Below are 23,767 nucleotides of genomic sequence, written 5' to 3'. Positions count from 1 at the left end.
TTATTTTCTTGGAACATAAGGAAAATGTGAGCTTCTAGTTGGGTTACCTATGTTATCAAATACCCTATGACTCCCAGTCGGTGTATTAGGTGTACTGATATTTCCTTCAAATTCCTTATAATACTTAGTTATTTTGTTTGGGTTTGGATTATTAGGATTGGGCCAGTTTGAATAAGCTTTATCAGGATTAGCCACTGTTTCTTTCCTTAGTTTGGAAACATCTACATTTTCCCCGTACTGTGACCTATTGGGAGTAGATGGTCTGCTTGGGTCATACATATGTTTTTCAGAATGTGGGTTGACAAAATCTTTAGGATTGCTACCGCCACCTTGTTTAATAGGCACTGGCGCATTACCCGTAGACACTCTGGCCACATCCCCAACCTTATCCGTATTCTTCGCAAACTTGGCAACTTTTGAAGCGCCTTTTACAGCCGCACCGCCTAGAATAGCGCCACCAGCTACCGCACGCTCCCAAGGCTCTAAGCGCCTACCGGTGAGAGGATCGTATCCTGTGGCAGCTTCGATACCGGCTTTTAAATTACCAACGACCGGCACGAAATCAACGACGGCGGAAAGACTGGCTGCGGGGTTCTCTGTGACATAATTATACGCACTTGATGCCGCATTGCCAACCGTATCAATCGTTTTCTCCACCGTATCCGTGACAGCTGAGACTGTTTTGGACCACCACGATTTATCTTCTTCTACTTCTTCCAAGGCTTGCTGTTCAGCTAAGCGTGCTTCCTCGGCCTCGATGGCAGCCTGTTCTGCTTCGAGTCGCGCTAGCTCCTCGGCTTCAATGGCTGCTCGTTCAGCTTCGAGGATCACCAGTTCTTCCTCCCGTGGATCAGCTGTTGATTTAATCTCTGTTGATCGCTCTTGTAATACCTCAGTCAGTTTACTGTGCGTGGGTAAGTAATGGAGTTGGTCGACTGAAAAATCTTTAACGCTGAGATGTCCGCCACCCATGGCTTCATGCATTTCCATCACGTACTTACCTAATGTCTTCAAGTTGTCCTTGATAGACTGCAACGAGACGGTACCCGTATGGTCGAATTGCAACACTTTGTCTACAACCGAATTGGCTTCCTTTTTAGCCACATGAATGGTCTGCTGGACATCGCTATCATCAATAAGAGGGATAGAGATAATATCTTGAATACTTCTTAGTGTCTCATTTGCCGAATCTGTTAATGCCATGGCCGTTTGACTGACCCGATCAAGCCCGTCTTGGACGTCGTTTTCTATAAACGCTTGATCGATAAATCCGCCTGGTGCTGGTTCCACAAAGTCTAAAGATTGTTTGATCTGCTGGAGGATGTGTTCATAATCTTCTGAGAACAGTCTTAACAATTGAATGAAAGGGATGTGACACGTAGCATAGAAATCGCGAATAGCTTGTCCACCCTGTCCTCTAAACTCAGCTTCTAAGTTCACAAAATTAGTAAGGGCGATTTCCATCTCGCGCAGTTGATCTTCTTTTTCGTTTAGCGCCTGAATCGTTGTATCAATCGCTTCATGAACCTTATCTACATCTAATTGTTTCGTAGTCATAGAATAGCCGCTCGCTTTCTATTAAATTATGTAGTCTTCTCTACATAATAATGGAAAGAGAACGCAGGTTAAATAAGGAAATAGACGTATTTATATTAAGGGGATGCGCATGATATAGGTCGTTAGTCATTCGCACATAAAGGTCATGTAAGAGACTATTAGTCAATGGATAAAAAAAGAGTAGGGGACGTGAACCCCTACTCAATCTTTATCATTGCTCTGGTTAATAAGATGTTCGAATACCCGGGGTAATGCGTCAAAGCGTTTTTTACCAACGGCTTTTAGCTGCCTTGTAGCTTGATAATATACTTTTCTAGCAAGAAAAAAACGCCTAAGAAGGTCGGGGTTTATTTTGATGTGTGCCGGCATGTCTAACAGCTAAGTGGCGAAAGTCCACTACAGGCTTGGCAGTGGGAACTGTTAGCGAATGGCAAGGGTGTCTAGGGTGATCTAGAATCTGAAGGAAGCCGGACGCAAAATCTCGGGGCAACGGTCAGGAACTACGAGAGGAAAGTGGTTACACTTACCTGTGGGGGTTTACCGGGGTTTTTCGAGATGAAAAAATAATTATAAAAAGATACCGATCTATCTAGAACAAACATTGCGGTAGGAAGACCATGAGCTTAACTTCTCGGAAAGATGAGGGCCATGATGAAAGGCAAAAGGAAATGGTTAACGTAAATCACTTTCTTTTGTCTATTGATCGAGAGAGATCGCCCATAGACCCTTAATAATGAAGTCCCAATAGAAAGCAGGAGTCCCTATTAATAGTAAAAAAGTTATATGATATAATTTGGGATATCGTGATAAAAGTAGGGGGTGTATTATGGGTAACAGTAATTTTCATTTTCTTTCTGATAAATGGGAGATCTTAGCGAACTTAGGTGAGACAGCAGAGAGTAACGTATTTAATGATCCCAACACAACCTTGATGAAACTTCGCGTATTTGCTGAGACGTTAACGAAGTATGTCCTAGCTTACGAAGAGATTAAAGAAACATATGATACGAAACAAACTGATAGAATAAGTGCATTAAGAAGAGAAGACCTGATTACGGAAGATTTGATTGATATTCTTGAGATCATTCGTAAAAAAGGGAATAAGGCGATGCATGAAGGATATGGTACTGAAAAAGAAGGACAGGCACTATTACATATGGCATATCGCCTTGCCGTTTGGTTCATGCAAGTTTATGGCGCTTGGGACTTCGTAGAACCAACGTACAAGGAACCTACTCCAACCCATAAAGTAGATGAGGAAGAGCTTAAAAAACTCTCGGCTACCTATGATGAGAAAGTAGCCAAACTGGAGAGCGAACTTGAAAAGCTCCGACACGCACAATTAGCTGTACCAGATAAAGATAAGTTAGAAAGAAAGAAGCATTCTAGAAAATACGGTAGCCATTTGAATTTAACCGAAGAGGAAACCCGTATAAAAATTGATGAACAGCTCCGTGATGCTGGATGGGAAGCAGACTCAGAACGGATTCGGTATGGAAAAGGCACACGGCCTGAAAAGGGTAAAAATTTAGCGATTGCTGAATGGCCACTAAAAAAAGGGTTTGCCGATTATGCTTTATTTGTTGGTCTCGAATTTATCGGGATCGTCGAAGCGAAAAGACAACTTAAAAACATTCCTTCTGATATTGAACAAGCGAAAGACTATGCGCGGTTAGTCAAAAAAGTAGAAGATGAGGTGATTTATGAGCCGTATGGTGACTATTTTGTGCCATTTTTATTCGCAACCAATGGTCAGCCATACAGACAACAGTTTGCAGAGAAATCAGGGGTATGGTTTTTAGATGCGAGAAAACCAACTAATCATCCCCGTCCTCTTCAAGCCTGGTATTCACCACAAGGTCTTAAAGAGCTGTTGACGTTAGACGCAGATCGAGCTAATAAAAAGCTCCATGATGAAACGTTGGCTTATTTGAATTTAAGACCTTATCAAGAGAAGGCAATCAAGGCCGTTGAAAAAGCAATTGAACGCGAGCAACGCGCCATCTTACTTGCCATGGCAACAGGGACAGGTAAAACGAGAATGGCGATTGGCCTTGTTTATCGGTTAATCAAACATAATCGTTTTAAGCGGATTTTATTTTTAGTGGACCGGTCTGCCTTAGGAGAACAAGCAGAAGCGGCTTTTAAAGACTCCAAGCTAGAGAACTTCCTGTCATTTACGGAAATTTTTGAACTGCAATCGTTACAAGATATAAAACCAAACCCAGAAACAAAAGTTCACATTGGAACGGTACAAGGCATGCTAAAACGGTTGTTCTATTCTGAACATGATGCTGACACGCCTACCGTTGATCAATATGATTGTATTATTGTGGATGAAGCACACCGAGGGTACACATTAGATAAAGACATGTCTGAGGTTGAAGCGTTGTTTAGGGACCATCAAGATTACGTCAGTAAATATCGCCAAGTGTTAGAGTATTTCGATGCGACCAAAATTGGCTTAACCGCTACACCAGCCCTACACACGGTTGATATCTTTGGTGAGCCTGTCTTTACGTACTCCTATCGTGAAGCTGTTGTCGATGGGTATCTTATTGATCATGAGCCCCCTTATCAATTTGAGACAGTCTTAAAGAAAACGGGTATTTCATGGTCTGAAGGTGAAACGGTAGATGTATATAACACTCAAACCGGTGAGATAGAAACGGCATTGCTTGAGGACGAAGTGAATTTAGAAGTGACGCAATTTAATAAAATGGTTATCACTGAAAATTTTAATCGGGTCATTTTAGCTGAATTAGCTAACTATATTGATCCTACTGGACTTGGAAAAACGTTAATTTTCGCAGCGACAGATGATCATGCTGATATGGTTGTGCGGATTTTTACAGAAGAATTAGAAGAGATTCATGGCCCAATTGATGATAATGCCGTCATGAAAATCACCGGTTCAATTAAGAACCCATCACAAGCGATTAAACTGTTTAAAAATGAACGATTACCGAATATCGTCGTAACGGTTGATCTACTGACAACTGGTGTCGATGTGCCGTCAATTACAAACATCGTCTTTCTAAGAAGAGTCCGTTCTCGTATTCTTTATGAGCAAATGTTAGGTCGTGCCACGAGAAGGCAAGATGACATCGGCAAAGATCATTTCTCTATATATGACGCAGTTGGCATTTACGAGTCACTTAAACCGTATACATCAATGAAACCGGTCGTTAAAAGTCCTAAAGTGACCGTCCAACAAATCGCGGAGGAACTAGAACAGCTTGAAGATAAACAGCAACAAGAGCAGCATAAAGATGAGCTTATTGCTAAAATCCAACGGAAAAAACAGCGTTGGGAAGAAAAAGATCATGAAGACTTTAAAGTGCTGTCTGGTGGCCAAACCATTAACGAATTCGTCGATTGGGTGAAACAATCAGAGCCGGAAAAAGTCATAGAAAAGCTAACAACTCATCAAACTATCCTGCAGTACCTTGACGAGAATAGAGGGAGACCTGTCCTGCAATATATCTCAACCCATGAAGATGAAGTGAAAGAGGTCACGCGCGGATACGGTAAGGCAGAAAAACCAGAAGACTATTTACAAAGCTTTAACCAGTTTATAGAAGACAACATGAACATCATCCCTGCTTTGCAAATTGTGTGTACAAGACCAAAGGAGCTTACCCGTAACCAACTACGTGAGCTGCGCATTGCCCTAGACCAAAAAGGGTTTACGGAAAAAAGCCTACAAACAGCATGGCGAGATGCAAAAAATGAGGACATTGCTGCCGATATTATTAGCTTTATCCGTCAACAAGCCCTAGGTGATCCATTAATTGATCATGAAGAGCGCATTAAAAATGCCATGAAAAAAATCTATGGCATGAAAGCATGGCCGAAAATACAAAAATCATGGCTGGAGAGAATAGAAAAGCAGTTATTAAAAGAATCCGTTCTCGATCCAGACCCGGAACAAGCATTTGATGTGGAACCATTTAAGAGTCGTGGTGGCTATAAGCAACTGAATAAGATCTTTGATGGACAACTGGACGATATTGTGTGTAAGATCAACTATGCACTCTATGTTAATGATGAAAAGGAGCAAGCTTAAAATATGGGTAACCAACAAATTGTACAGAAATTATGGAACTTATGTAACGTCTTACGTGATGACGGGATTACGTATCATCAATACGTAACAGAATTAACGTATTTACTCTTTCTCAAAATGATGAAAGAAACTAACAATGAAGGGGCAATCCCGGTAGACTATCGTTGGGAATCCCTCGTAACACGTCATGGCATTGAACTGAAAACCCATTACCAAAAGCTTTTAATTGATTTAGGTAATGACGATAATGCGCTTTTTAAGCAAATCTATACGAATGCCAAGACGAATATTGATGAGCCGAAAAACCTTGAAAAAATTGTCCGTTCCATTGATGAACTTGATTGGTATAGTGCAAAAGAAGAAGGTTTAGGTGACCTTTATGAGGGTCTATTAGAAAAGAATGCAAGTGAAACAAAATCAGGAGCGGGCCAATACTTCACGCCACGTGTTCTGATTGATGTGATCGTTAAACTTGTCAATCCACAAGCTGGAGAACGGTGTCATGACCCGGCAGCAGGGACGTTCGGATTCATGATCGCCGCTGATCGCCACGTCCGTGAACAAACGGATGATTATTTTGATCTAGGTGAAAAAGAAGCGGAATTCCAAAAACATCAAGCATTTTCGGGCGTGGAGCTTGTAAAGGATACCCATCGCCTTGCCTTAATGAATGCCATGTTACATGACATTCAAGGTGACATTACATTGGGTGATACGTTATCTGAAATGGGTAAAAGCTTGAAAAATTATGATGTGATTCTGACTAACCCGCCATTCGGAACAAAACAAGGCGGTGAACGGCCAACTCGTGATGACTTAACATTCACATCAACGAACAAACAGCTAAACTTCTTACAGCATATTTATCGTGCGTTAAAACCAGATGGACAAGCACGAGCTGCTGTTGTTTTGCCAGATAACGTACTGTTTGAAGGTGGTATTGGTGCGAAAATTCGTGAAGACTTAATGAACAAGTGTAACTTACACACGATCGTACGATTACCTACTGGAATCTTTTATGCACAAGGTGTTAAAACGAATGTGTTGTTCTTTACCCGTGGTGTCACTGACAAGGACAATACAAAAGACGTGTGGGTGTATGATCTTCGAACGAATATGCCTAAATTCGGTAAACGTACACCATTAACAGAAAAGCATTTTGAAGCATTTGTAACAGCGTATGAAGCAGAGGACAGATCAAGTATAAAGGATGAACGCTTTAACGTCTTTACTCGTGAAGAGATACAAAAGAAGGATAACAGCTTAGATATTGGACTTATTGCAGATGAGTCCTTATCAGCTTATGAAAACTTACCGGACCCTATTGATTCAGCAGAAGAAGCGATTGCCAAGTTAGAGCAAGCAGTTGGATTGTTGAATGAAGTTGTAGCAGAGCTTCGAGAGGTTGAAGGAGGGACAAGCTATAACCAATCGAAAGCAGATGTCCTGAAAGTAGCTGAATCATCTGGGGTGGGTAGTGATGAGTAGGAAGGTTAAGAAGCAGAAGACAGTAGAGGAATTGTTGGAGGAAGCGTTGGTGCCTGAGGAAGAGCAGCCGTATGAAGTGCCAGGGAATTGGGTTTGGGTTAAATTTGGCAGTGTATTATCTATTGCGTCTGGGAAGTCATTAACAAAAAAACAAATGGATGAAGACGGCATTATACCGGTATATGGTGGTAATGGTGTGACTGGATTTCATTCAGAATGGAATGTGGATTCTCCTACGATTGTTATAGGTAGAGTAGGATTCTATTGTGGCAGTGTACATAAAACACCTTCAAAAGCATGGATTACTGATAATGCATTCATCGTTAAATATAACAGTGGCATATTTGATGAACATTTTCTTCATTGGATGTTGTCGTATTACGATTTAAAAAAATATAGTAGTTCTTCTGCTCAACCTGTAATATCAGGGAGAACTTTAAATCCATCTCCTTTAGTATTACCGCCATTAAATGAACAAAAACGAATTGCTGACAAAGTGGAAAGTCTTTTAAATAAAGTTGACGAAGCAAAGCGGTTGATTGATGAAGCAAAGGAAACCTTTGAACTTCGTCGAGCTACCCTTATTAAAGCTACTTTAGATGAGCAGGCGAATAAGAATAAAACCGAAGAAAGCTGGAAAACTATAAAAATAAAAGAGTTATTTAATATTTTTGGTGGTGGAACTCCTAGTAAATCGAAAGATGATTACTGGAATGGAGATATACCGTGGATTTCAGCTAAAGATATGAAAAAGACATATATTTCTGGAACACAAGATTATATAACTAAAGAAGGGTTAGAAAACTCATCAGCGAAACTGGCTAAAAAAGGTTCTGTAGTAATGGTTGTTAGAAGCGGTATTTTGCAAAGAACACTCCCTGTGGGATTTTTACTTACAGAGTGTGCAGTGAACCAAGACTTGAAAGTTTTTGATTCCGGCGATGAAATAGTAAATAAATATCTCATGTGGTACGTAAAGGGTAATGAGAAAAATTTATTACATAATTATTCTAAGTCTGGTACAACTGTTAATAGTATTGAGTTTGAAAAACTCAAGTCACACGAAATTATACTACCACCTATGGATGTCTTAAAGAAAAAGATAAATAAAATTGAAAATCTCGTTAGAAAAGAAGAGAGCTCAATGTCTATTTTGAAAAGTGTAACTTCAATTGAGGATCTGAAGGCATCTATACTTGCAAAAGCCTTCCGTGGTGAACTCGGCACAAACGATCCGACAGAAGAAAGTGCGATCGAATTGCTAAAAGAAGTCCTTCAAGAACAGGTAAAGTAACAAATATTTCTTGACCTCATTCTGGTCAAGAAACATATAATAGTGTTTATTATTCAGATTTCAGGCCCTCTGTCAAAAGTTGTGATGTAGATTTTTCCAATCTGAGTCTTAGAACTTAAGTGGGTTGATTCGCTTGAGTTCTAACCACTTGTTTCCACAGGATTTTCTTTCGTAGCCTTTCAAAACTCTCTATCCCTTCAGCCATACTTTTAATAACTTTTGTGTATTATTTATACCTTCTATATAGCCGTTATTATATGGATACATGAAGAGTTGTAATATCTCTAATTTCAACTAGAAATGTATTTGGTTTGATAGAGTACTTTTATGTTTGTTTTAAAAAGGTGGTAAAAAAATGAATAGGATTACTGAAATAACTAGACGTGATATCTTAGACTTGTTTCAAAATGGCATTGAAAGAATTTCTTGGTTTGAAGAAAAGCTGTTTTATCCTTATTTTGGTCGATTGGAAGAACTTGAGTTTCTTGAAAGAATTTATGACTTAACTAGTCTTCCAACTACTGACCCAAGATTTCAAGATGCTAAAGAAGATATCTGGCAACATACTATAAATAATGATGACTATCCATTTTGTTGGGTATTCGAAGATGAACGTTTCCAGTTAAAAGAAGGAAGCGATGAAGTGTATTTAAGATTTATTTGTGAAATATTCCATCCTGTTGTTAGAGATGAAAAAGGTTATTGGAAAGATTTTTTTGATGAAGTTAACAAGCTTTTACAAAACGATGGATATGAGCTTTATCCAATTAGAAGGATATCAAATCGTGAAGAATATGGATGGAGAATTTTTGAGTCTGATGAGAACAAATTATTTATTCCTTTTTCACAACGTAATAAACAGGCAATAAAAGATCGAAAAATAGTATTCTCTATTAAACGTCATGCGCGAAAGCAAATTTATCATTTTTTGAAAAAAAATGATAATGTATATCAGATAACCGATGAAACAGGCTGGAATTACAATACGAGAGTCAGTGACGAAGTTTTTAATGAGATTAAGCAGTTTTATGAACCTAAATGCTATAATGAAAACCAAGAGTATATAAAAACTGATAGTTTAGAAAATTTTGTATGTTATGGGTCGCCGTATTGCGTTTTAGATGTAATTGAGATGTTTGCTAAATACAATAAGGATACGGACTTTGAAATAAAGCTTAATCAAATATTGAAATTAATTAATATTTCTTTGAAGCTAACTGATGGAAAAATGGAAAGTAAATTTATTAGTCAAATAAAATACGATATTCATATCCCTGTTCATGAGGTAGGTCTTAAAGAGTTACTTCAAGAAGCAGCTAATTATTATGAGGAAGGTAATTTAAAAATTGCTGTCGAGAAGTTATGGGATGCTTTAGAACGACTGAAAACTTATTACTCTCCGACTCTAGATAAAAAAATTCTGTTAAAAGAATAGTGGATGATATGAGTAATCATGAAGAATCCTACAGAACAATGTTTGAAAAAGAGTTTCAAGAACTTACACAAATTGGTAATAAATTCAGGATTCGTCATCATGAAACCACTAAAATTAACATCGAAGATAACCGGCACAGTGATTACTTTTATAAACGTTGTCTATCTTTAATTTCAATTGCGATTCAATATTTAGACGATGGAAGAATTATGTAGGAATGTAGGTCGTGACAAAAGTGGAGCCAAAAGGTTACATCATTTAGAATTCAAAAATCTTATTCAATTAGCCTTGGTTAAAGTAATAACGAAGTACATCCTGTGGCGACTCCCTATCCTATTATAATCCAGAAAACATCGTATGTGACTGTTGCCAAAATCATATGTTTGAAATTGGTCATAGTGTTGCCCGTGAAGAGGCTGCATTTATTCCTGCAAAAATGAAGAAAGTGCAGCACATTGAGCATGCATATGAATGTAAACACTGTAAAAGTCGGCACAAATAAAACGTGGGAAAGCGTCACAGCCAGCTATTCAACGTAGCATCGCAAGCCTAGCGTACTGGCCAAAGTCATCCATGATAAATTTGCGCTATACTTACCACTTTATCGTCAGGTCAATGAATGGGAACGTTACGGACTAAATACAAATGATAAAAACCTTTCTAACTAGGTTATTCGTGCAGTACATGACTGGCTATTACCGATTTACGAGCGAATGAAAGAGAAGATGATGTCTAAATCTGTCTTACATGTCGACGAAACCTATTCACAAATTATCCGTCGTTTTGATGGGAAATCAGGTCAATCTAACGCCTATAACAGGGTCTATCGAAGTGTGCAAGCCAAGGCCCCACCATGATTCTTTTCCAAAGCCCCCTATCACGAGTTCGGTCTTTCATAGAGGGTTATTCTGGAAAGATCATTTTGTGATGGTTACTCTGCCTATGATATAATTGGCGGCATTACCTTCGCCAATTGTTGGGCGCTATTGGTTAAAATATGACAGTAAACATGGCCGAATCGATGTCAAGTATTGTGATGAGTTATATCAACTAGAAAGGACGTTTAAACACTCATCTCCAGTAAACGTAGGAAAAAGCGTCAAAAATACTCGAAGCCAATCGTTGAAAATTTTCTTCTTAAGTGGGTTGAAAAATCACCTTTCTTTGGAAAAAATGCCCTCACCAAGGCAGCTGAATACACATTGAATCGAGCAAATGGCCTCAAAGTTTTCTTGAACGACGGTCGCATTGAGATCGATAATAATCCAGCCGAAAACGCCATACGCCCTAATGTTCTAGGCAGAAAAAACTGGCTTTTTTCGGTCAGTGAAGCTGGCGCAAAGGCAAATGCGATCTGTTTGAGTATCGCGGAATAGGCCAAAAGTAACGGTATCGATTTCTACGAATACATAAAGACACTTTTGACCGATTTACCGAATAGCGATATCCATCAAAAACCTGATATTTTAAATCAGTACATGCCTTTGGTCCAAAATGATTCAAGTAGCATGCAGTAAATAAACGAAGCCGTATATTCAAAAAAATTGAAAAATACGGCTATTTCCCATGCGTTCCGTAAGGAGCGCTTATTTTTTATAGTTCGGGCTTACCGTTCACGGAATCGATTGGGAAAAAACGATTTTCAATTGCAAAGAACTAATTAAGTTTCAAAAGATCGTGAAAATCAGTAGCAAGTATGACTATGAAAGATATGGAAGGAAGCGAATAAATGAAAGGGTATTTCGCGTGTTTGCTTCAACTAATAAAAGCGATAAAGAAATGAAAAGTAAAAAAGGGTTCTAACGAAAAATAGCTTATTGCCCCGAACGTTGTTTTATTAAAAATGATGACATAACAAAAAAAGAGATACCGGGTAAACTTGATCGTCGGTGGTATCTCGATTTAGCGAATAAGCGGACAATTGATTTTATTGAGGTGGATTAAACCACATTTCTATATTATGTCTTAAAGGTTCTGCTAAATTCCAAAAGTACTCTACATTTGAACCTATAATTATTAATAAAATCATGATAATAAAAGTGATAGAGCTTTTTAGGTTATAAGCCTCATGTATCTTTCGTTTACTTACCATCGAGACGACGAAGTAATAAATAAGTCCAAGAGATACTAGGACACGGCAAATTACACTTAGGACAATTAACATCGAATCATTATATAGTTTCCAAGTAAACTTAATGTTGAAAATTAGAGAGTTCAATAAGCTTTCGAAAGATTCGAAGTGTAAGGCTGGTACTTGGTCAATAACCTCTACTACTGATTTGGGAATAAAGAAGAGAATAAAAACCATGATAATATATGTAATTTTCTGAAGTACCCATTGAAATTTAATCCGCTTATTTTCAAAAGGGACAATAGTATCCTTGTAAATATTTATACTTAGAAATAAAAAACAAATCAAAGAAATAAACTCATAAGTTAAGGAATAAATACTTAGCAAAATACTAGTTACTAGTAAGCCAAGACCTACCCTTAAAACATTGCTTTCAAAGCCATAATTTCTATAGTTCTCAATAGGAGGATTATTTATAGTGGTAGAGGTGCTTATTGATGTGGAGTTATCAATATAAATGTTATCTCCACTAGCATTTTCTTGTATGAGTAAAGCCGAAGATCTAGGCTTAATAAGCTCCTTAGTAATTTGAATAATTGTAAAAATTGCAGCTATTGTAGTGATAATAGTACTTAATAAACTAATTTCCAATATAAAACGCATCCTTTCTTCCAATTAATACAATATTATACTATAAAATTGGGTTATTGTCATATATAATGGTTATCTTAAAGGAAACAAAAAACATGCAAACACAAGTTTTCTCGAAGTGTTAATAAATGATCGAATTCTTCACGAAACTTAGACAAGATTTGTTTAAAGAGGATATACTTATATGATCTTTCTTTTCAATGTTAGCGTTGTAGCTCTGCCTAGCGTAATTACCGAAAATATCATGTTTTAAATGTTGAGTTATCTAAATATATCATTTTGATAGGAGACATACGTCTTTTGTAATTTTTTCCTTGAAAAGTGTTCCATGTTGCTTTGTAGTATTCATTAGGAACAATTCTATTATCGGCAATTTCTTCTAAATTTACCTCACTAGTAAAATCTGTATTAAATTCATAGACAATTTTAATACCTGTTTGATGAGTATAAAAATCTTCTGTCAATTGTAATTTAATGAATTTATGTACAGAATTATCTGCATAAAGGAAGTTAGTTTGTTTAATACAATGTCAATTGCACGAAGAATAGTTGATTTCTCAACTTCATTCTCTGTAATTGAAATCAATATCTATTTCTTTAAACTTTTTAAAGCCCTTTAATTTAATTTTATCTATCTTCATAATAGCCCCCCCCCATCATGAAATATTGATAATGTCATTATCTCAATAAAATAAATACTAATTAATTATTTTGAGTTAAACATTTACAATTATTTAATGATAATAACTGGTTAGTTGTACTAGTCCGATGGAGTATGGTCAATCTTCTATAACACTGTATTATATTTAATCATGATTTGTGTCATGAGTATTTAAAATAAAAGATGCTTCATTTAGAAACGTCTTTAAAAAGATAGCATTTTATAAATAATAAGAAAAAATAGTTTGCATTCATGGCATTTTTTATTTAAATTTGCTGAAAGATAGTGTTTTATATTTATTGGAAAACCTTTAAAATCAACGATGTTTCTTCATATTCCGAACCCTTAAGTAGAGTGGGTATAGTCGATATGAATTTAAGTTATAAAAAAGTCAGGTTGGACTTTTAGAATATTCTTATCAGTGTCTGCATCAGCTATAATAAGGATTACATATTTTCTTTGAATAATAATGTTTTTTTATTTAATCTGTATTTATTCTCTGACTAATCAACTGTATTTTTGATGATAATTGGTATCCATCCGTATGGCGGAGCCGAGCTTGTACATCTCTGATGGAAGTACCAGTAGCAAACAACAAAGTGATAGAAGGATTCATTAAAGCTGTGAGTGAAAATGCTAAGAAGTGTTTCTTGATTAAGAGGCCTCTCCATCCCAATATGTTTCTATCTATTGACATTTTGTGTAATAATGTAGAAAGAGACTAAATACATAGTGAGCTATCTTATAATAAAATTAATAGGATTCCTTAGTTAAATCAAATGGTGGAGCGGACAGCGTAAAGCTAAAAAACTATTAATTTTTATGGCTTGCTGTAATTTTAAGTTTATCTTCTAGAAGTACAAGTAGTGCTGATACTATCTCAGAAAAAGAAGCGTACCAAAAAGGACTATCAAAGCTAAGCGCAGAAGAAATTAAGAGCAAATTTCCGTTTCTCACTAGTTCATATGCTGTATAGTTAATTCACCATTTCCGCCTCTGGTAAAAATAATAGTTTGAACTCAATGAATAGATATAGTGCTATAGTAGCTTATGCTTCAACATGGTGCACTGTAACTGTTGAGTATTCTGGTGGTACCTTTACAATCAATCCGAAATAAAAAATAAAGGAGGGTCTACAATTATGCTATCAAGCTTTGGACTCCCGGGAGGTATTATTACATTATTAGCTGTCGCGGGATTGATTTATTTGATTAGAAAATTAGTAAGAAAAGACAACTCAAAACCTATTGAATAAAAAAACATAATCTATTATTAAGAGTTTGAGTGAATTTTATATGCAAGCCCCTTGAGTTACTGTTGATTTGAATTAAATTGATAGTAACTATTTTTATTATGTTCAACTGAACGGACTTAGAAAAACAAGATGAAAAAACACTTAGGACTGCCATACTCCTGAATTCTACTGGCGTATAGTTAGATAAGGCTCAAAATGCGCCTGAGCACAACGTTTCCTAGTACACTCGTGTCAATGCTATCATCCACGCTCACATGAAAGCTGCTCAATAATCTTGGATAATGCTCTGAATGTCGCTAGATTCTCAGCGTTTTGCTTTAGTATATGCGGTAACTCCTGCGTACAGAAATACTGCTAACGCCGTGTGTAGTACAGATATGATCATCTTAATGTCTGTCTTTAAATCTGGAGGGACGAGGAGCCCTTATTTCCCCCGGAAAGCGATATTCTACCTTTGCTGAGGGTTTAAAATAAGGTTTGTCTTATTTGATTTCAGAAGTTTCTTGTGTGAAAAAGAATTCACCCATAATTGCTAAAATGTTTGTTACTTAGAAACGAAAAATTGGAACGAAAGATGGCGACTCCTGTGGGAGGAAGCGAAGGCTGAAAATCCATTCTAACTGAGCTTTGCAAAGGCAGAATGAGTTGAAGACAAGCCCCCGGAAAGCGTCCATTTTTAGTGAAAATGGGCCATAACGTTCAGAAATAACGATAAAACCATGATTTATGAAATCGATTCAAATACATAAATTATTTTATAAAGTATGATTTTGGAAGTTAAGTTCCACAAAGTATGACAGGTTGTAGTTCTAGGTCATTCAACTCGATTAAGTGTAACACTAAAACGTCAGCAATTTATTTTCGCCTATTAACTTGACACAATGAAATAATGTATTGTACAATTATTTCGAATTCGAGATAATTTCATGAGGAATGATGATTGTGGAAATTCAAGACAACAAACATATAGAGGAAAATTTGTCTTTAAAGTTATTTATTGTGTTGAACCGTGCTTTACAATCCGTAAAAAAGCGTGTTGAGGAAAATATCAAAAGTTTTGGATTAAACCCAACGGAATTTGCGGTTCTTGAATTGTTATACAGTAAAGGGGATCAACCAATACAAAAAATTGGTGAAAAAGTTTTGATTGCCAGTAGTAGTATCACATATGTCGTAGATAAATTAGAAAAGAAAAGATTTATTGATAGAAAGCCCTGCCCAAAAGACCGTCGCATCACATATGCAGCAATAACAGAAGCGGGAACAGATGTAATGAATGACATTTTTCCAAAGCATCGTGATGCAATTGAGGAAATATGTAGTGGATTAGATGAAAAAGAAAAAATGATGGTCATTGAGCAATTAAAAAAATTAGGATTCCATGCCCAGAGCATCGAATTATAATTTTTTTTAGCAATATATCTCGAATTCATAATATACTAATTAATTATTATTCCGATACCTTTGTTAGTGGGGGTCGTAACTAGAGGGGAGTAAAATATGTCTGAGTTTATCCAGTTGATAGAAGAAAGACGTTCAGCTAGTAACTTTTTACCTGACGTTCCAATTACGAAAATAGAATTAAATGAAATCTTTGATTTAGTTAAATTAGGACCTTCAGCTTTTAATCTTCAGCATACAAACTATGTCACAGTGTTAGATCCAGAAGTTAAAGAAAGGTTACAAGAAGCTGCATACGGACAACATAAAGTATTGAGTGCTTCAGCGGTAATCATCGTTTTGGGAGATAAAAAAGCTTTTGAACAAGCTTCAGATATCTACGAAGGTCTGAAGATGTTAGGAATGGTAAATAAGCAAGAATATGATCATATGGTTAATGATACAGTTTCTTTTTATGAGTCTAGAGGTCAAGGGTTCCAACGAGATGAAGCAATAAGGAATGCCTCCTTGTCAGCCATGTTATTTATGCTAGCGGCGAAAGAAAAAGGCTGGGATACTTGTCCGATGATAGGATTTGATCCAAAGGGGGTTAAAGAAGTTTTACATTTAAGTGATCATTACGAAGTAGCTATGATGATAACAATCGGTAAAGAAAAGGTTGAGAGTAGGAAACCACGCGGTTATCGAAAGCCTGTTAGTGAATTTGTAACATACATTTAAAAGTGAAAATAATGGGTGCATGACAAATTAACAATGGACCTACATAACAACAATTGTAGGTCATCCGTAAGAGAATGAAGGTTTTTATGCAGGTAATAAAATTGATTTTTTAAAAGTCTTGAATTCGTAATATATTAAATGGTAATATACTAAACAGAAATATAAAATCGGAAATTCGGAGGGAGAAAGTGATGTCAAACAAAAACGAAATTGGAAATTTATTATTGCGAGTGGTGTTAGGGCTTGTATTTTTAGGAAATGGTGCTGCAAAGTTTCAAGGAGGTATAGAAAATACAGTAGGGTGGTTTGACAGTATTGGTTTACCTGGAGGACTTGCGTATGTTGTGGCTATCATTGAATTAGTTGGTGGTATTGCGCTCATTTTAGGCTTAGGAACACGCATTGCAGCTGCATTGATGGGACTCATCATGATTGGCGCTATTTTTACAGTTAATTTAGAAGGTGGCTTTTTAAATGGTTATGCTTTTGATTTAGTATTACTAGTTGTTGCAGCACATCTAGTGTTAAATGGTAGTAAGTTGTCTTCTTTAGATCAATTAGTCTTTAAGAATAAACATCAATTAAAATCCTTTGTAGAATCAGCTTAAATATCTCGAAAAAGAGAAAAATGAATTAGAGGTAAATGGCGTGTTTTGAAATGACAGGATAAAGAACATGTGTACATTGAAGAGGGTCATCTTCAGTGGAGGTGGTTCTTATAAACTTATTCTATTAATAGAAGGGTGATTTAGTATTATGGGGATTTTGGAAAAAATATTTGGAAAAACAAAGGAGTCGAATGAAATGTCAAATGTTAAATTAGCAGTTATTTATTACAGCATGGGTGGAACTAATCATCAATTAGCCAAATGGGCTGAAGAAGGTGCGAAAGAACATGGTGCTGAAGTGAAAGTATTAAAAGTACCTGAACTTGCGCCACAATCAGTGATCGATGCAAACGAAGACTGGAAAGCACATGTTGAATCAACGAAAGATGTACCTGAAGTTACGCTAGATGATCTTGAATGGGCAGACGCGATTATTTTCAGTGTACCAACACGTTTTGGAAATATGCCGGCACAAATGAAACAATTTTTAGATACAACAGGTGGTTTATGGTTTAACGGAAAGCTTGTAAACAAAGTTGTTAGTGCCATGAGTTCCGCTCAAAATCCTCACGGTGGTCAAGAAGCAACTATCTTAGGTCTTTACACGACAATGCATCATTGGGGCGCCTTAATTGCATCGCCTGGTTACACTGACCCAGTTCAATTCACGTCTGGAGGAAATCCATACGGCGTTAGCGTCACAGTAGGTCAAGATGGCAAGATGGTTGAGGATGTTGAAGCAGCTGTTAAACATCAAGCGAAGCGTACAGTGACAATAGCTGAATGGGTTAAAAAAGCAAATTAATCATAAAAATTATAACGGTTTCTAAAGAGTAAAAAACGCTTCTGATTATCAAAAATGATAGTCAGAAGCGTTTTGTTTGATTAGGTGATGGGGGGGATCTGTAATGGCGGACTTCCTCAAGTTCGCCGCCGTAAGTGCGAACCTTATTTCATTATGAACCTTATCTTAGCCCCTCACCGACATTTTGGTCACAATTAGCCTTCATCGGCCACATGAGTGTAAATGCCATCGTAATTTGAATATTCGTATGGTGGAACCAAGCTTGTACATCTTTGATGGAAGAACTAGATGCAAATAATAAACTGATATGTGTACGCCTTAAAGGCTAGACTCCCCATTTTTTCATTCAAGTAAGGCAGTCGGCCTTAATCCATGAAGACCCTCCACACAATCACACTTTACCTATCGCAGGCCACGTTGCCAAGCTTTTGTCAGCCATTACGGCACCCCTATGTTATAAGACGTTCAAATGCCTTCCCTTTTCCCCCTATAACAACGACACAAATTACGTTACAATGATAAAAACGATCAAATATAAAAAAATATTTGACATAAACGAACATAAACAGCATAATATAAAATATATTATGTTTGTTTTAAACAGAAGGGTGAAAAAAATGAACATAAACGAAAGAAGAAAGTTAATTGAAGAAGAAGTGCTGGAAAAAGGAAAAATGGATATTGAGGATCTGGAAAAAATGCTCGGCGTTTCCGCCATGACGATCCGCAGGGACTTAATGCACCTTGAAAAGGAGAATAAACTGATCCGTACTCACGGAGGCGCGGTACCTGCAAAAGGGATTATTGACGAAACATCCTATGAAAATAAAGAAAAACAGCAGCTCCCGGAGAAGAAAGCAATCGCTGCCTATGCGGCAACTATTGTGAGACCTGGAGATACGATTATTCTTGATTCAGGCACGACCACTCATGAAATCGCCCGCGTGCTGAAAAACAGATCAAATTTAACAGTGATAACAAATGATATTTTAATCGCTGCCGAGTTCCTAAACACGTCAGTACATACGATCATTACAGGTGGTGAGCTGCAAAACCAAGTTGGGGCTATGTTTGGACCACACACAGAGAGCCTGCTGGAGAGCATTCATGTGGACCTTCTGTTCCTAGGGGCGCACGCATTACATCCCGCTGCCGGAATTACCGCGCCGACCCTGGAAAAAGCTAAGATTAAACGACTGATGGTACATTCGGCAGAAACGACCTGGCTAGTTGCTGACCATAGTAAATTCGGTAAAAGCTCGTTCGCTTCCGTGTGCGGACTGGAAACATTACAGGGAATCATCACAAATGACAATGTGTCTATGAAAGAGGCAGAAACATACCACGATACAGTCATAAGGGTACCATCACAGAAGGAAGGTAATGCCAATGAGAATAGGAGTTATCGCAGATGATCTAACTGGTGCGAATGCTACCGGGGTCCGATTGAGTAAACAAGGATTTAAATCTGCCACAATGGTACAAGGGGCCCCCTTTCCTGAAGAAATCAACTATGATGCTGTCATTGTCGATACGGACAGCCGTTACCAGACAAAACACGTTGCCCGGTCTCGTACGATCCAGGCAATCGACCAGTTTAAGCGTTGGGGAGCTAAACTTTTTTCAAAACGAATCGACAGCACTTACAGAGGCAATATCGGTACAGAAATTGATACAATGCTGGAGCAGCTAGGGGAAGAAGCGGTTGCCGTTATCGTTCCTTCCTTTCCTGACTCAGGGAGAATTGTTATTGGCGGATATTTGATCGTTGATGGCGTTCCTCTTCAACAGACAGACGTCGCTAATGATCCGGTTCAGCCATTAACACAATCTTATATCCCTGCCTTAACGGAAATACAGTCTGATAATAAGGTTGGCTTTTTAGGCCTTCAGGAAGTATTAAAAGGGGCTGACGAGTTAAGTAAATCTATCGATGCCTCATTCTCGGAAGGCTGCAGGATCGTTGTCTGTGATGCTACTACCAACGATCAGATCGAAGTTATTGCAGAAGCCATGTGCCGGCTTGATAGATGTATCATTTCTGCCGATCCAGGACCGCTAACGGCTGCTTACTCAAAGGCGGTTATGCGCCAGCAGGCAAAACAGGAAAGAATTCTCGTAGCTGTAGGAAGCGCCACTAAGCTAACAGGACAGCAGCTTAGCTACCTTACAGGCAAGCTAAACGCTGAACCCGTCTATGTGGACCCTGATAAACTTGCCAGCTACACAAGCAGCTGGGATGAGGAAATTCAGCGGGCTACAGAAGCCGTTCTTGCTGATAAAAAACAGGAAGTTCTTATTTTAACAACTCATCTCCCCGGGCATTCCCTGCTGAATCTGGAAGAAAAGGCGAAACAGGAAAAGGCCAGTGAACAGGCACTCGCAAAAAGGATTACCGATGGGCTTGCTAAGATTAGTCGACAGGTGCTGGAGGATGAAAGTGCCATGTTTAAAGGCTGCTTCTCCAGTGGTGGTGATGTCACAGCATCCCTTTGCTCTGTGAGCCGAGCAAGCGGTATTGAGCTTCTTGACGAAGTTCTGCCTCTTGCCGCTTATGGGAAAATGATTGGCGGTTATTTCGACGGCCTCCCTATTATCACAAAAGGAGGTATGGTAGGGGATAAAAAAGCGATTTATGACAGCATCAAGTTTCTACAGACTAAGTTTTAACCGTCGCTGTAAGTGAGAAACACTTTCAACTTAATGAGATATAAAACGTCCCTTCAATCAGCGGGAGGAAATGATTGGTAGTTGAGTGAAGCAGGATTATTAGCGTCCGTTGCCTCAATAGATTTGGTTCTCCTCTCTATTTTGAGACGAGAATGTCACGGACGGTTATCTGAGATAAATACACATATAAAGGAGAAATGACTTATGGCTAAAACACCTGTAATTGCAATTCCAATGGGAGATCCAGCAGGAATCGGACCGGAAATTACAGTAGCAGCGTTAGCGAAAAAAGAGGTGTTTGAATCAGGCAACCCCATTGTGATCGGAAATACGGCTATTTTAGAGAAGGCCGCAGGAATTATGAATCTTGACCTTACAATGAATGAAGTAAGGTCTGTGGACGAAGCAACGTTTGAATTTGGCACAATCGATGTTTTGTCAATGGATAACGTTAACCTTGACGAATTCCAGTATGGAGAGGTCCAGGCCCAGTGCGGCCAAGCTGCTTTTGAATATATTCAAAAAGCAGTGGAGCTGGCAAACGACGGGACGGCAGATGTTATCGCTACAACACCGATTAATAAAGAATCACTAAAAGCCGCAGATGTTCCACATATCGGACATACTGAAATGCTTGCCTCAATGACTGATACAGACGATCCGTTAACAATGTTTGAGGTTAGAAATATGAGAATCTTCTTTTTAACCCGGCACTTGTCTCTTAAAGATGCGATTGCACAAATGACAGCCGACCGTGTCCACGATTACTTGAAACGGTGCGACGACGCACTTCAACGTTTAGGCGTGGAAAGCCGTAAATTTGCTGTTGCCGGCCTTAATCCTCACAGTGGGGAAAACGGATTATTTGGCCGTGAAGAAGTGGATGAAATTAGCCCAGGCATCGAAAGAGCTGTGGCAGATGGGATAGAAGCGGTTGGCCCAGTACCAGCAGACTCTGTCTTCCATCAGGCTCTTCAAGGGAAATACGATGCCGTTCTGTCTCTTTATCATGATCAGGGGCATATTGCAGCGAAAATGACAGACTTTGAAAAAACAATTTCTATTACAAACGGCTTACCGTTCCTGCGTACTTCTGTAGACCATGGTACTGCTTTTGATATTGCCGGAAAAGGCATTGCTAGCTCTGTCAGCATGGAAGAATGCATTAAGCTTTCAGCAAAATACGCACCACACTTTACACGGTAAAATAAGGTATATAGCTAAGGGGGGCAATAATGGAAGTTTCAGGAGCACAAATGATATTAGGTTTAGTCATCGGGGTTTTTCTGCTAATTGTACTAGTTTTAAAAACAAAAATTCACGCTTTTCTTGCACTATTGATTTCTGCGTCAGTCACAGGGATCATCGGGGGCATGCCAGCCCCTGATGTGGTGACCGCCATTACACAGGGGTTCGGAAATACATTGAGCACCATTGGGATCGTTATCGGTTTAGGGGTTATGATGGGGCGAATACTCGAAGTCTCGGGAGCGGCCGAACGAATGGCCTATGCATTTATAAAATGGCTTGGAAAGAAAAAAGAAGAATGGGCAATGGCCTTAGCTGGTTATATTGTTTCTATCCCAATATTCGTTGACTCTGCCTTTGTTATTTTAATGCCACTTATTAAAGCGCTTTCAACGAAAACTGGAAAATCAGTCGTAGGACTTGGTGTTGCACTCGGTGTTGGATTAGCTGCTACTCACCATGCTGTACCACCAACTCCTGGTCCGTTAGGTGTGGCAGGTATATTTAATGTTGATGTTGGACTTATGTTATTATGGGGACTTATTTTTGCCGGTCCGATTATTGTCGTTGGCGTCTATTACGCAAAATGGATCGGAAAGAGGATTTACCAGCTACCTACGGAAGACGGCCTTGATTATCACCGTCCTGACATGCCGTCCACTCTCGATGAATACTATGAGCTTCAGGAAAGTAAGAACTTGCCTTCACTGGCCCGTTCAGTTGCGCCGATTGTTATTCCGATTATGTTAATTTTCGCTAACACGACTGTAGGCGCTCTTGGCTTGGAAGGGACAACTGTCGAGTACATTCAGTTCTTCGGATCTCCAGTAATTGCTGTTGCCATCGGCTTAATTTTTGCAATTTACGGATTATTCGGTAAAATCAAACAAGCTGAAGCGATCGATCGCATGGAGGAAGGGATTAAGACAGCAGGTATTATTCTATTGGTCACTGGGGCCGGTGGGGCACTTGGAGAAGTACTGCGTGTAAGCGGGAGCGGAGACTATATTGCCGAGCAAATTGCTGCTACAGCCCTGCCACCGGTGCTGCTTCCTTTCTTTATCGCAACGATTGTCCGGCTCATTCAAGGTTCAGGCACAGTATCGATGATTACAGCTGCCTCTATATCAGCCCCAATTCTCGTTGGAATGGATGTCAATATGGTGCTAGCAGCACAAGCGGCTACTCTAGGGGCGATGATCTTCTCTTATTTTAATGACAGCCTGTTCTGGGTAGTTAACAGAATGATGGGAATCAAAAACGTAAAAGAACAAATGCTTGTCTGGTCAGTACCAACGACTTTAGCTTGGGGCACAGCGCTTGTAATGCTAATCGTGGCTAATATTTTCGTTGGATGAAAAATAATAATCCACCAGTTAAATAGAGTTCAGGAAAAGGGGCTGGGACAAAACCCAGTAAATAAAATACAGAGAGGCACTCATCCCAAAGCGTTTGGGTGAGTGTCCTTTTTACTATATGAATTTATAAAACCGGAATATTATTATGTCAGAGAGGTCAATCCATTGGATGAAGGTGAATTCTTGCATTTAGAAAGCAATAAGTTAATATTTCATGAATATGAAAAGATATATTTAAATACGAAGGATGCCGAGATTATTGATACTGAGGGGAATAATATAAATAAACATGAATTTAAGGAAACTCAAAAACTCAAGGTGAATTTTAAACCACCAGTCGGATTCTCTAAACCTCCTATTTCTGGCGCTTTTAAAATAACGATTATTGAAAAATGAACCACCTTAATTCAGGTCAAAATCAGCATCCACCCGTAACTCCTTTTCCTTCATATTTTACACCTATTGTGCTTCCTCAA

The 23,767-nt window shown here is 38.4% G+C and carries 14 protein-coding genes and 3 pseudogenes; 14 read left to right on the top strand and 3 right to left on the bottom strand.

The features are described 5' to 3' along the window. Nucleotides 1-1,557: a T7SS effector LXG polymorphic toxin gene (locus tag BK581_RS12425; RefSeq protein WP_078578478.1), complete on the bottom strand. Its 1,557-nt coding sequence runs from the start codon at nucleotides 1,555-1,557 to the stop codon at nucleotides 1-3. An 826-nt stretch (nucleotides 1,558-2,383) separates the two neighbouring features. On the opposite strand from BK581_RS12425, the gene hsdR reads away from it, so the two are divergent. Genes hsdR through BK581_RS12410 form a run of 3 tightly spaced genes read left to right on the top strand, consistent with a single transcriptional unit; the run spans nucleotide 2,384 to nucleotide 8,408 of the window. Beyond that, entirely contained in the window at nucleotides 2,384-5,626 is a 3,243-nt protein-coding gene (gene hsdR / locus BK581_RS12420; RefSeq protein WP_078578477.1) for a type I restriction-modification system endonuclease, read from the top strand. 3 nt (nucleotides 5,627-5,629) lie between these two features. Continuing rightward, nucleotides 5,630-7,114, top strand: coding sequence for a class I SAM-dependent DNA methyltransferase (locus BK581_RS12415; RefSeq protein WP_078578476.1), 1,485 nt, complete (start codon nucleotides 5,630-5,632; stop codon nucleotides 7,112-7,114). Next, nucleotides 7,107-8,408: a restriction endonuclease subunit S gene (locus BK581_RS12410; protein ID WP_078578475.1), complete on the top strand. Its 1,302-nt coding sequence runs from the start codon at nucleotides 7,107-7,109 to the stop codon at nucleotides 8,406-8,408. The genes BK581_RS12415 and BK581_RS12410 overlap by 8 nt, the downstream gene beginning before the upstream one ends. Before the next feature lie 115 nt (nucleotides 8,409-8,523). On the opposite strand, the pseudogene BK581_RS20615 reads toward BK581_RS12410, so the two are convergent. Next, nucleotides 8,524-8,693: pseudogene (locus tag BK581_RS20615) on the bottom strand (transposase); the annotation flags it as partial. A 70-nt stretch (nucleotides 8,694-8,763) separates the two neighbouring features. On the opposite strand from BK581_RS20615, the pseudogene BK581_RS12405 reads away from it, so the two are divergent. Together BK581_RS12405 and tnpC are read left to right on the top strand one after the other, a co-directional pair. After that, nucleotides 8,764-10,058: pseudogene (locus tag BK581_RS12405) on the top strand (AbiJ-related protein). A gap of 119 nt (nucleotides 10,059-10,177) precedes the next feature. Beyond that, nucleotides 10,178-11,364, top strand: a pseudogene (tnpC, locus tag BK581_RS20610) (IS66 family transposase); the annotation flags it as partial. A gap of 406 nt (nucleotides 11,365-11,770) precedes the next feature. Here the strand turns inward: tnpC and BK581_RS12395 are convergent. After that, on the bottom strand, nucleotides 11,771-12,565 hold the full coding sequence (locus tag BK581_RS12395) for a hypothetical protein (RefSeq protein WP_078578474.1): 795 nt from the start codon (nucleotides 12,563-12,565) through the stop codon (nucleotides 11,771-11,773). Between the two features lie 2,852 nt (nucleotides 12,566-15,417). Here BK581_RS12395 and BK581_RS12385 point away from each other — a divergent pair. The 9 genes from BK581_RS12385 (at nucleotide 15,418) to BK581_RS12345 (ending at nucleotide 23,687) form a co-directional block, all read left to right on the top strand. Next, the gene (locus tag BK581_RS12385; protein ID WP_078578472.1) at nucleotides 15,418-15,885 is read left to right on the top strand and encodes a MarR family winged helix-turn-helix transcriptional regulator; all 468 of its coding nucleotides are present in this window, start codon (nucleotides 15,418-15,420) and stop codon (nucleotides 15,883-15,885) included. A 96-nt stretch (nucleotides 15,886-15,981) separates the two neighbouring features. After that, nucleotides 15,982-16,602, top strand: a complete 621-nt coding sequence (locus BK581_RS12380; RefSeq protein WP_078578471.1) for a nitroreductase family protein — start codon at nucleotides 15,982-15,984, stop codon at nucleotides 16,600-16,602. Between the two features lie 191 nt (nucleotides 16,603-16,793). Continuing rightward, nucleotides 16,794-17,210 carry a DoxX family protein gene (locus BK581_RS12375; protein WP_078578470.1) on the top strand — a complete coding sequence of 139 codons (417 nt, stop codon included), beginning with the start codon at nucleotides 16,794-16,796 and terminating at the stop codon, nucleotides 17,208-17,210. A gap of 148 nt (nucleotides 17,211-17,358) precedes the next feature. Beyond that, nucleotides 17,359-18,015 (top strand): NAD(P)H:quinone oxidoreductase, encoded by a 657-nt coding sequence (wrbA, locus tag BK581_RS12370; RefSeq protein ID WP_078578469.1) that lies wholly within the window; start codon nucleotides 17,359-17,361, stop codon nucleotides 18,013-18,015. Between the two features lie 617 nt (nucleotides 18,016-18,632). Then, the gene (locus BK581_RS12365) at nucleotides 18,633-19,430 is read left to right on the top strand and encodes a DeoR/GlpR family DNA-binding transcription regulator (RefSeq protein WP_078578468.1); all 798 of its coding nucleotides are present in this window, start codon (nucleotides 18,633-18,635) and stop codon (nucleotides 19,428-19,430) included. Then, nucleotides 19,399-20,685 carry a four-carbon acid sugar kinase family protein gene (locus BK581_RS12360; RefSeq protein WP_322788437.1) on the top strand — a complete coding sequence of 429 codons (1,287 nt, stop codon included), beginning with the start codon at nucleotides 19,399-19,401 and terminating at the stop codon, nucleotides 20,683-20,685. Before BK581_RS12365 ends, BK581_RS12360 begins: the two co-directional genes overlap by 32 nt. Before the next feature lie 204 nt (nucleotides 20,686-20,889). Next, nucleotides 20,890-21,891, top strand: a complete 1,002-nt coding sequence (gene pdxA / locus BK581_RS12355; protein WP_078578466.1) for a 4-hydroxythreonine-4-phosphate dehydrogenase PdxA — start codon at nucleotides 20,890-20,892, stop codon at nucleotides 21,889-21,891. A 29-nt stretch (nucleotides 21,892-21,920) separates the two neighbouring features. After that, entirely contained in the window at nucleotides 21,921-23,291 is a 1,371-nt protein-coding gene (locus BK581_RS12350; RefSeq protein WP_078578465.1) for a GntP family permease, read from the top strand. A gap of 165 nt (nucleotides 23,292-23,456) precedes the next feature. Then, entirely contained in the window at nucleotides 23,457-23,687 is a 231-nt protein-coding gene (locus BK581_RS12345) for a hypothetical protein (protein WP_078578464.1), read from the top strand. Nucleotides 23,688-23,767: the final 80 nt, after the last annotated feature.

Origin of the sequence: Salipaludibacillus agaradhaerens (genome assembly GCF_002019735.1) — a bacterium.
Classification (GTDB): Bacteria; Bacillota; Bacilli; order Bacillales; family Salisediminibacteriaceae; genus Salipaludibacillus; species Salipaludibacillus agaradhaerens.
Note: the sequence above shows the minus strand (reverse complement) of the source record. Positions and strands in the feature narration are given on the sequence as shown.

Excerpts from the sequence above, each read along its gene's own strand:
- BK581_RS12425 (WP_078578478.1), bottom strand. The coding sequence starts at position 1,557 with ATGACTACGAAACAATTAGATGTAGATAAGGTTCATGAAGCGATTGAT.
- hsdR (WP_078578477.1), top strand. The coding sequence starts at position 2,384 with ATGGGTAACAGTAATTTTCATTTTCTTTCTGATAAATGGGAGATCTTA.
- BK581_RS12415 (WP_078578476.1), top strand. The coding sequence starts at position 5,630 with ATGGGTAACCAACAAATTGTACAGAAATTATGGAACTTATGTAACGTC.
- BK581_RS12410 (WP_078578475.1), top strand. The coding sequence starts at position 7,107 with ATGAGTAGGAAGGTTAAGAAGCAGAAGACAGTAGAGGAATTGTTGGAG.
- BK581_RS12385 (WP_078578472.1), top strand. The coding sequence starts at position 15,418 with ATGATTGTGGAAATTCAAGACAACAAACATATAGAGGAAAATTTGTCT.
- BK581_RS12380 (WP_078578471.1), top strand. The coding sequence starts at position 15,982 with ATGTCTGAGTTTATCCAGTTGATAGAAGAAAGACGTTCAGCTAGTAAC.
- BK581_RS12375 (WP_078578470.1), top strand. The coding sequence starts at position 16,794 with ATGTCAAACAAAAACGAAATTGGAAATTTATTATTGCGAGTGGTGTTA.
- wrbA (WP_078578469.1), top strand. The coding sequence starts at position 17,359 with ATGGGGATTTTGGAAAAAATATTTGGAAAAACAAAGGAGTCGAATGAA.
- BK581_RS12365 (WP_078578468.1), top strand. The coding sequence starts at position 18,633 with ATGAACATAAACGAAAGAAGAAAGTTAATTGAAGAAGAAGTGCTGGAA.
- BK581_RS12360 (WP_322788437.1), top strand. The coding sequence starts at position 19,399 with ATGCCAATGAGAATAGGAGTTATCGCAGATGATCTAACTGGTGCGAAT.
- pdxA (WP_078578466.1), top strand. The coding sequence starts at position 20,890 with ATGGCTAAAACACCTGTAATTGCAATTCCAATGGGAGATCCAGCAGGA.
- BK581_RS12350 (WP_078578465.1), top strand. The coding sequence starts at position 21,921 with ATGGAAGTTTCAGGAGCACAAATGATATTAGGTTTAGTCATCGGGGTT.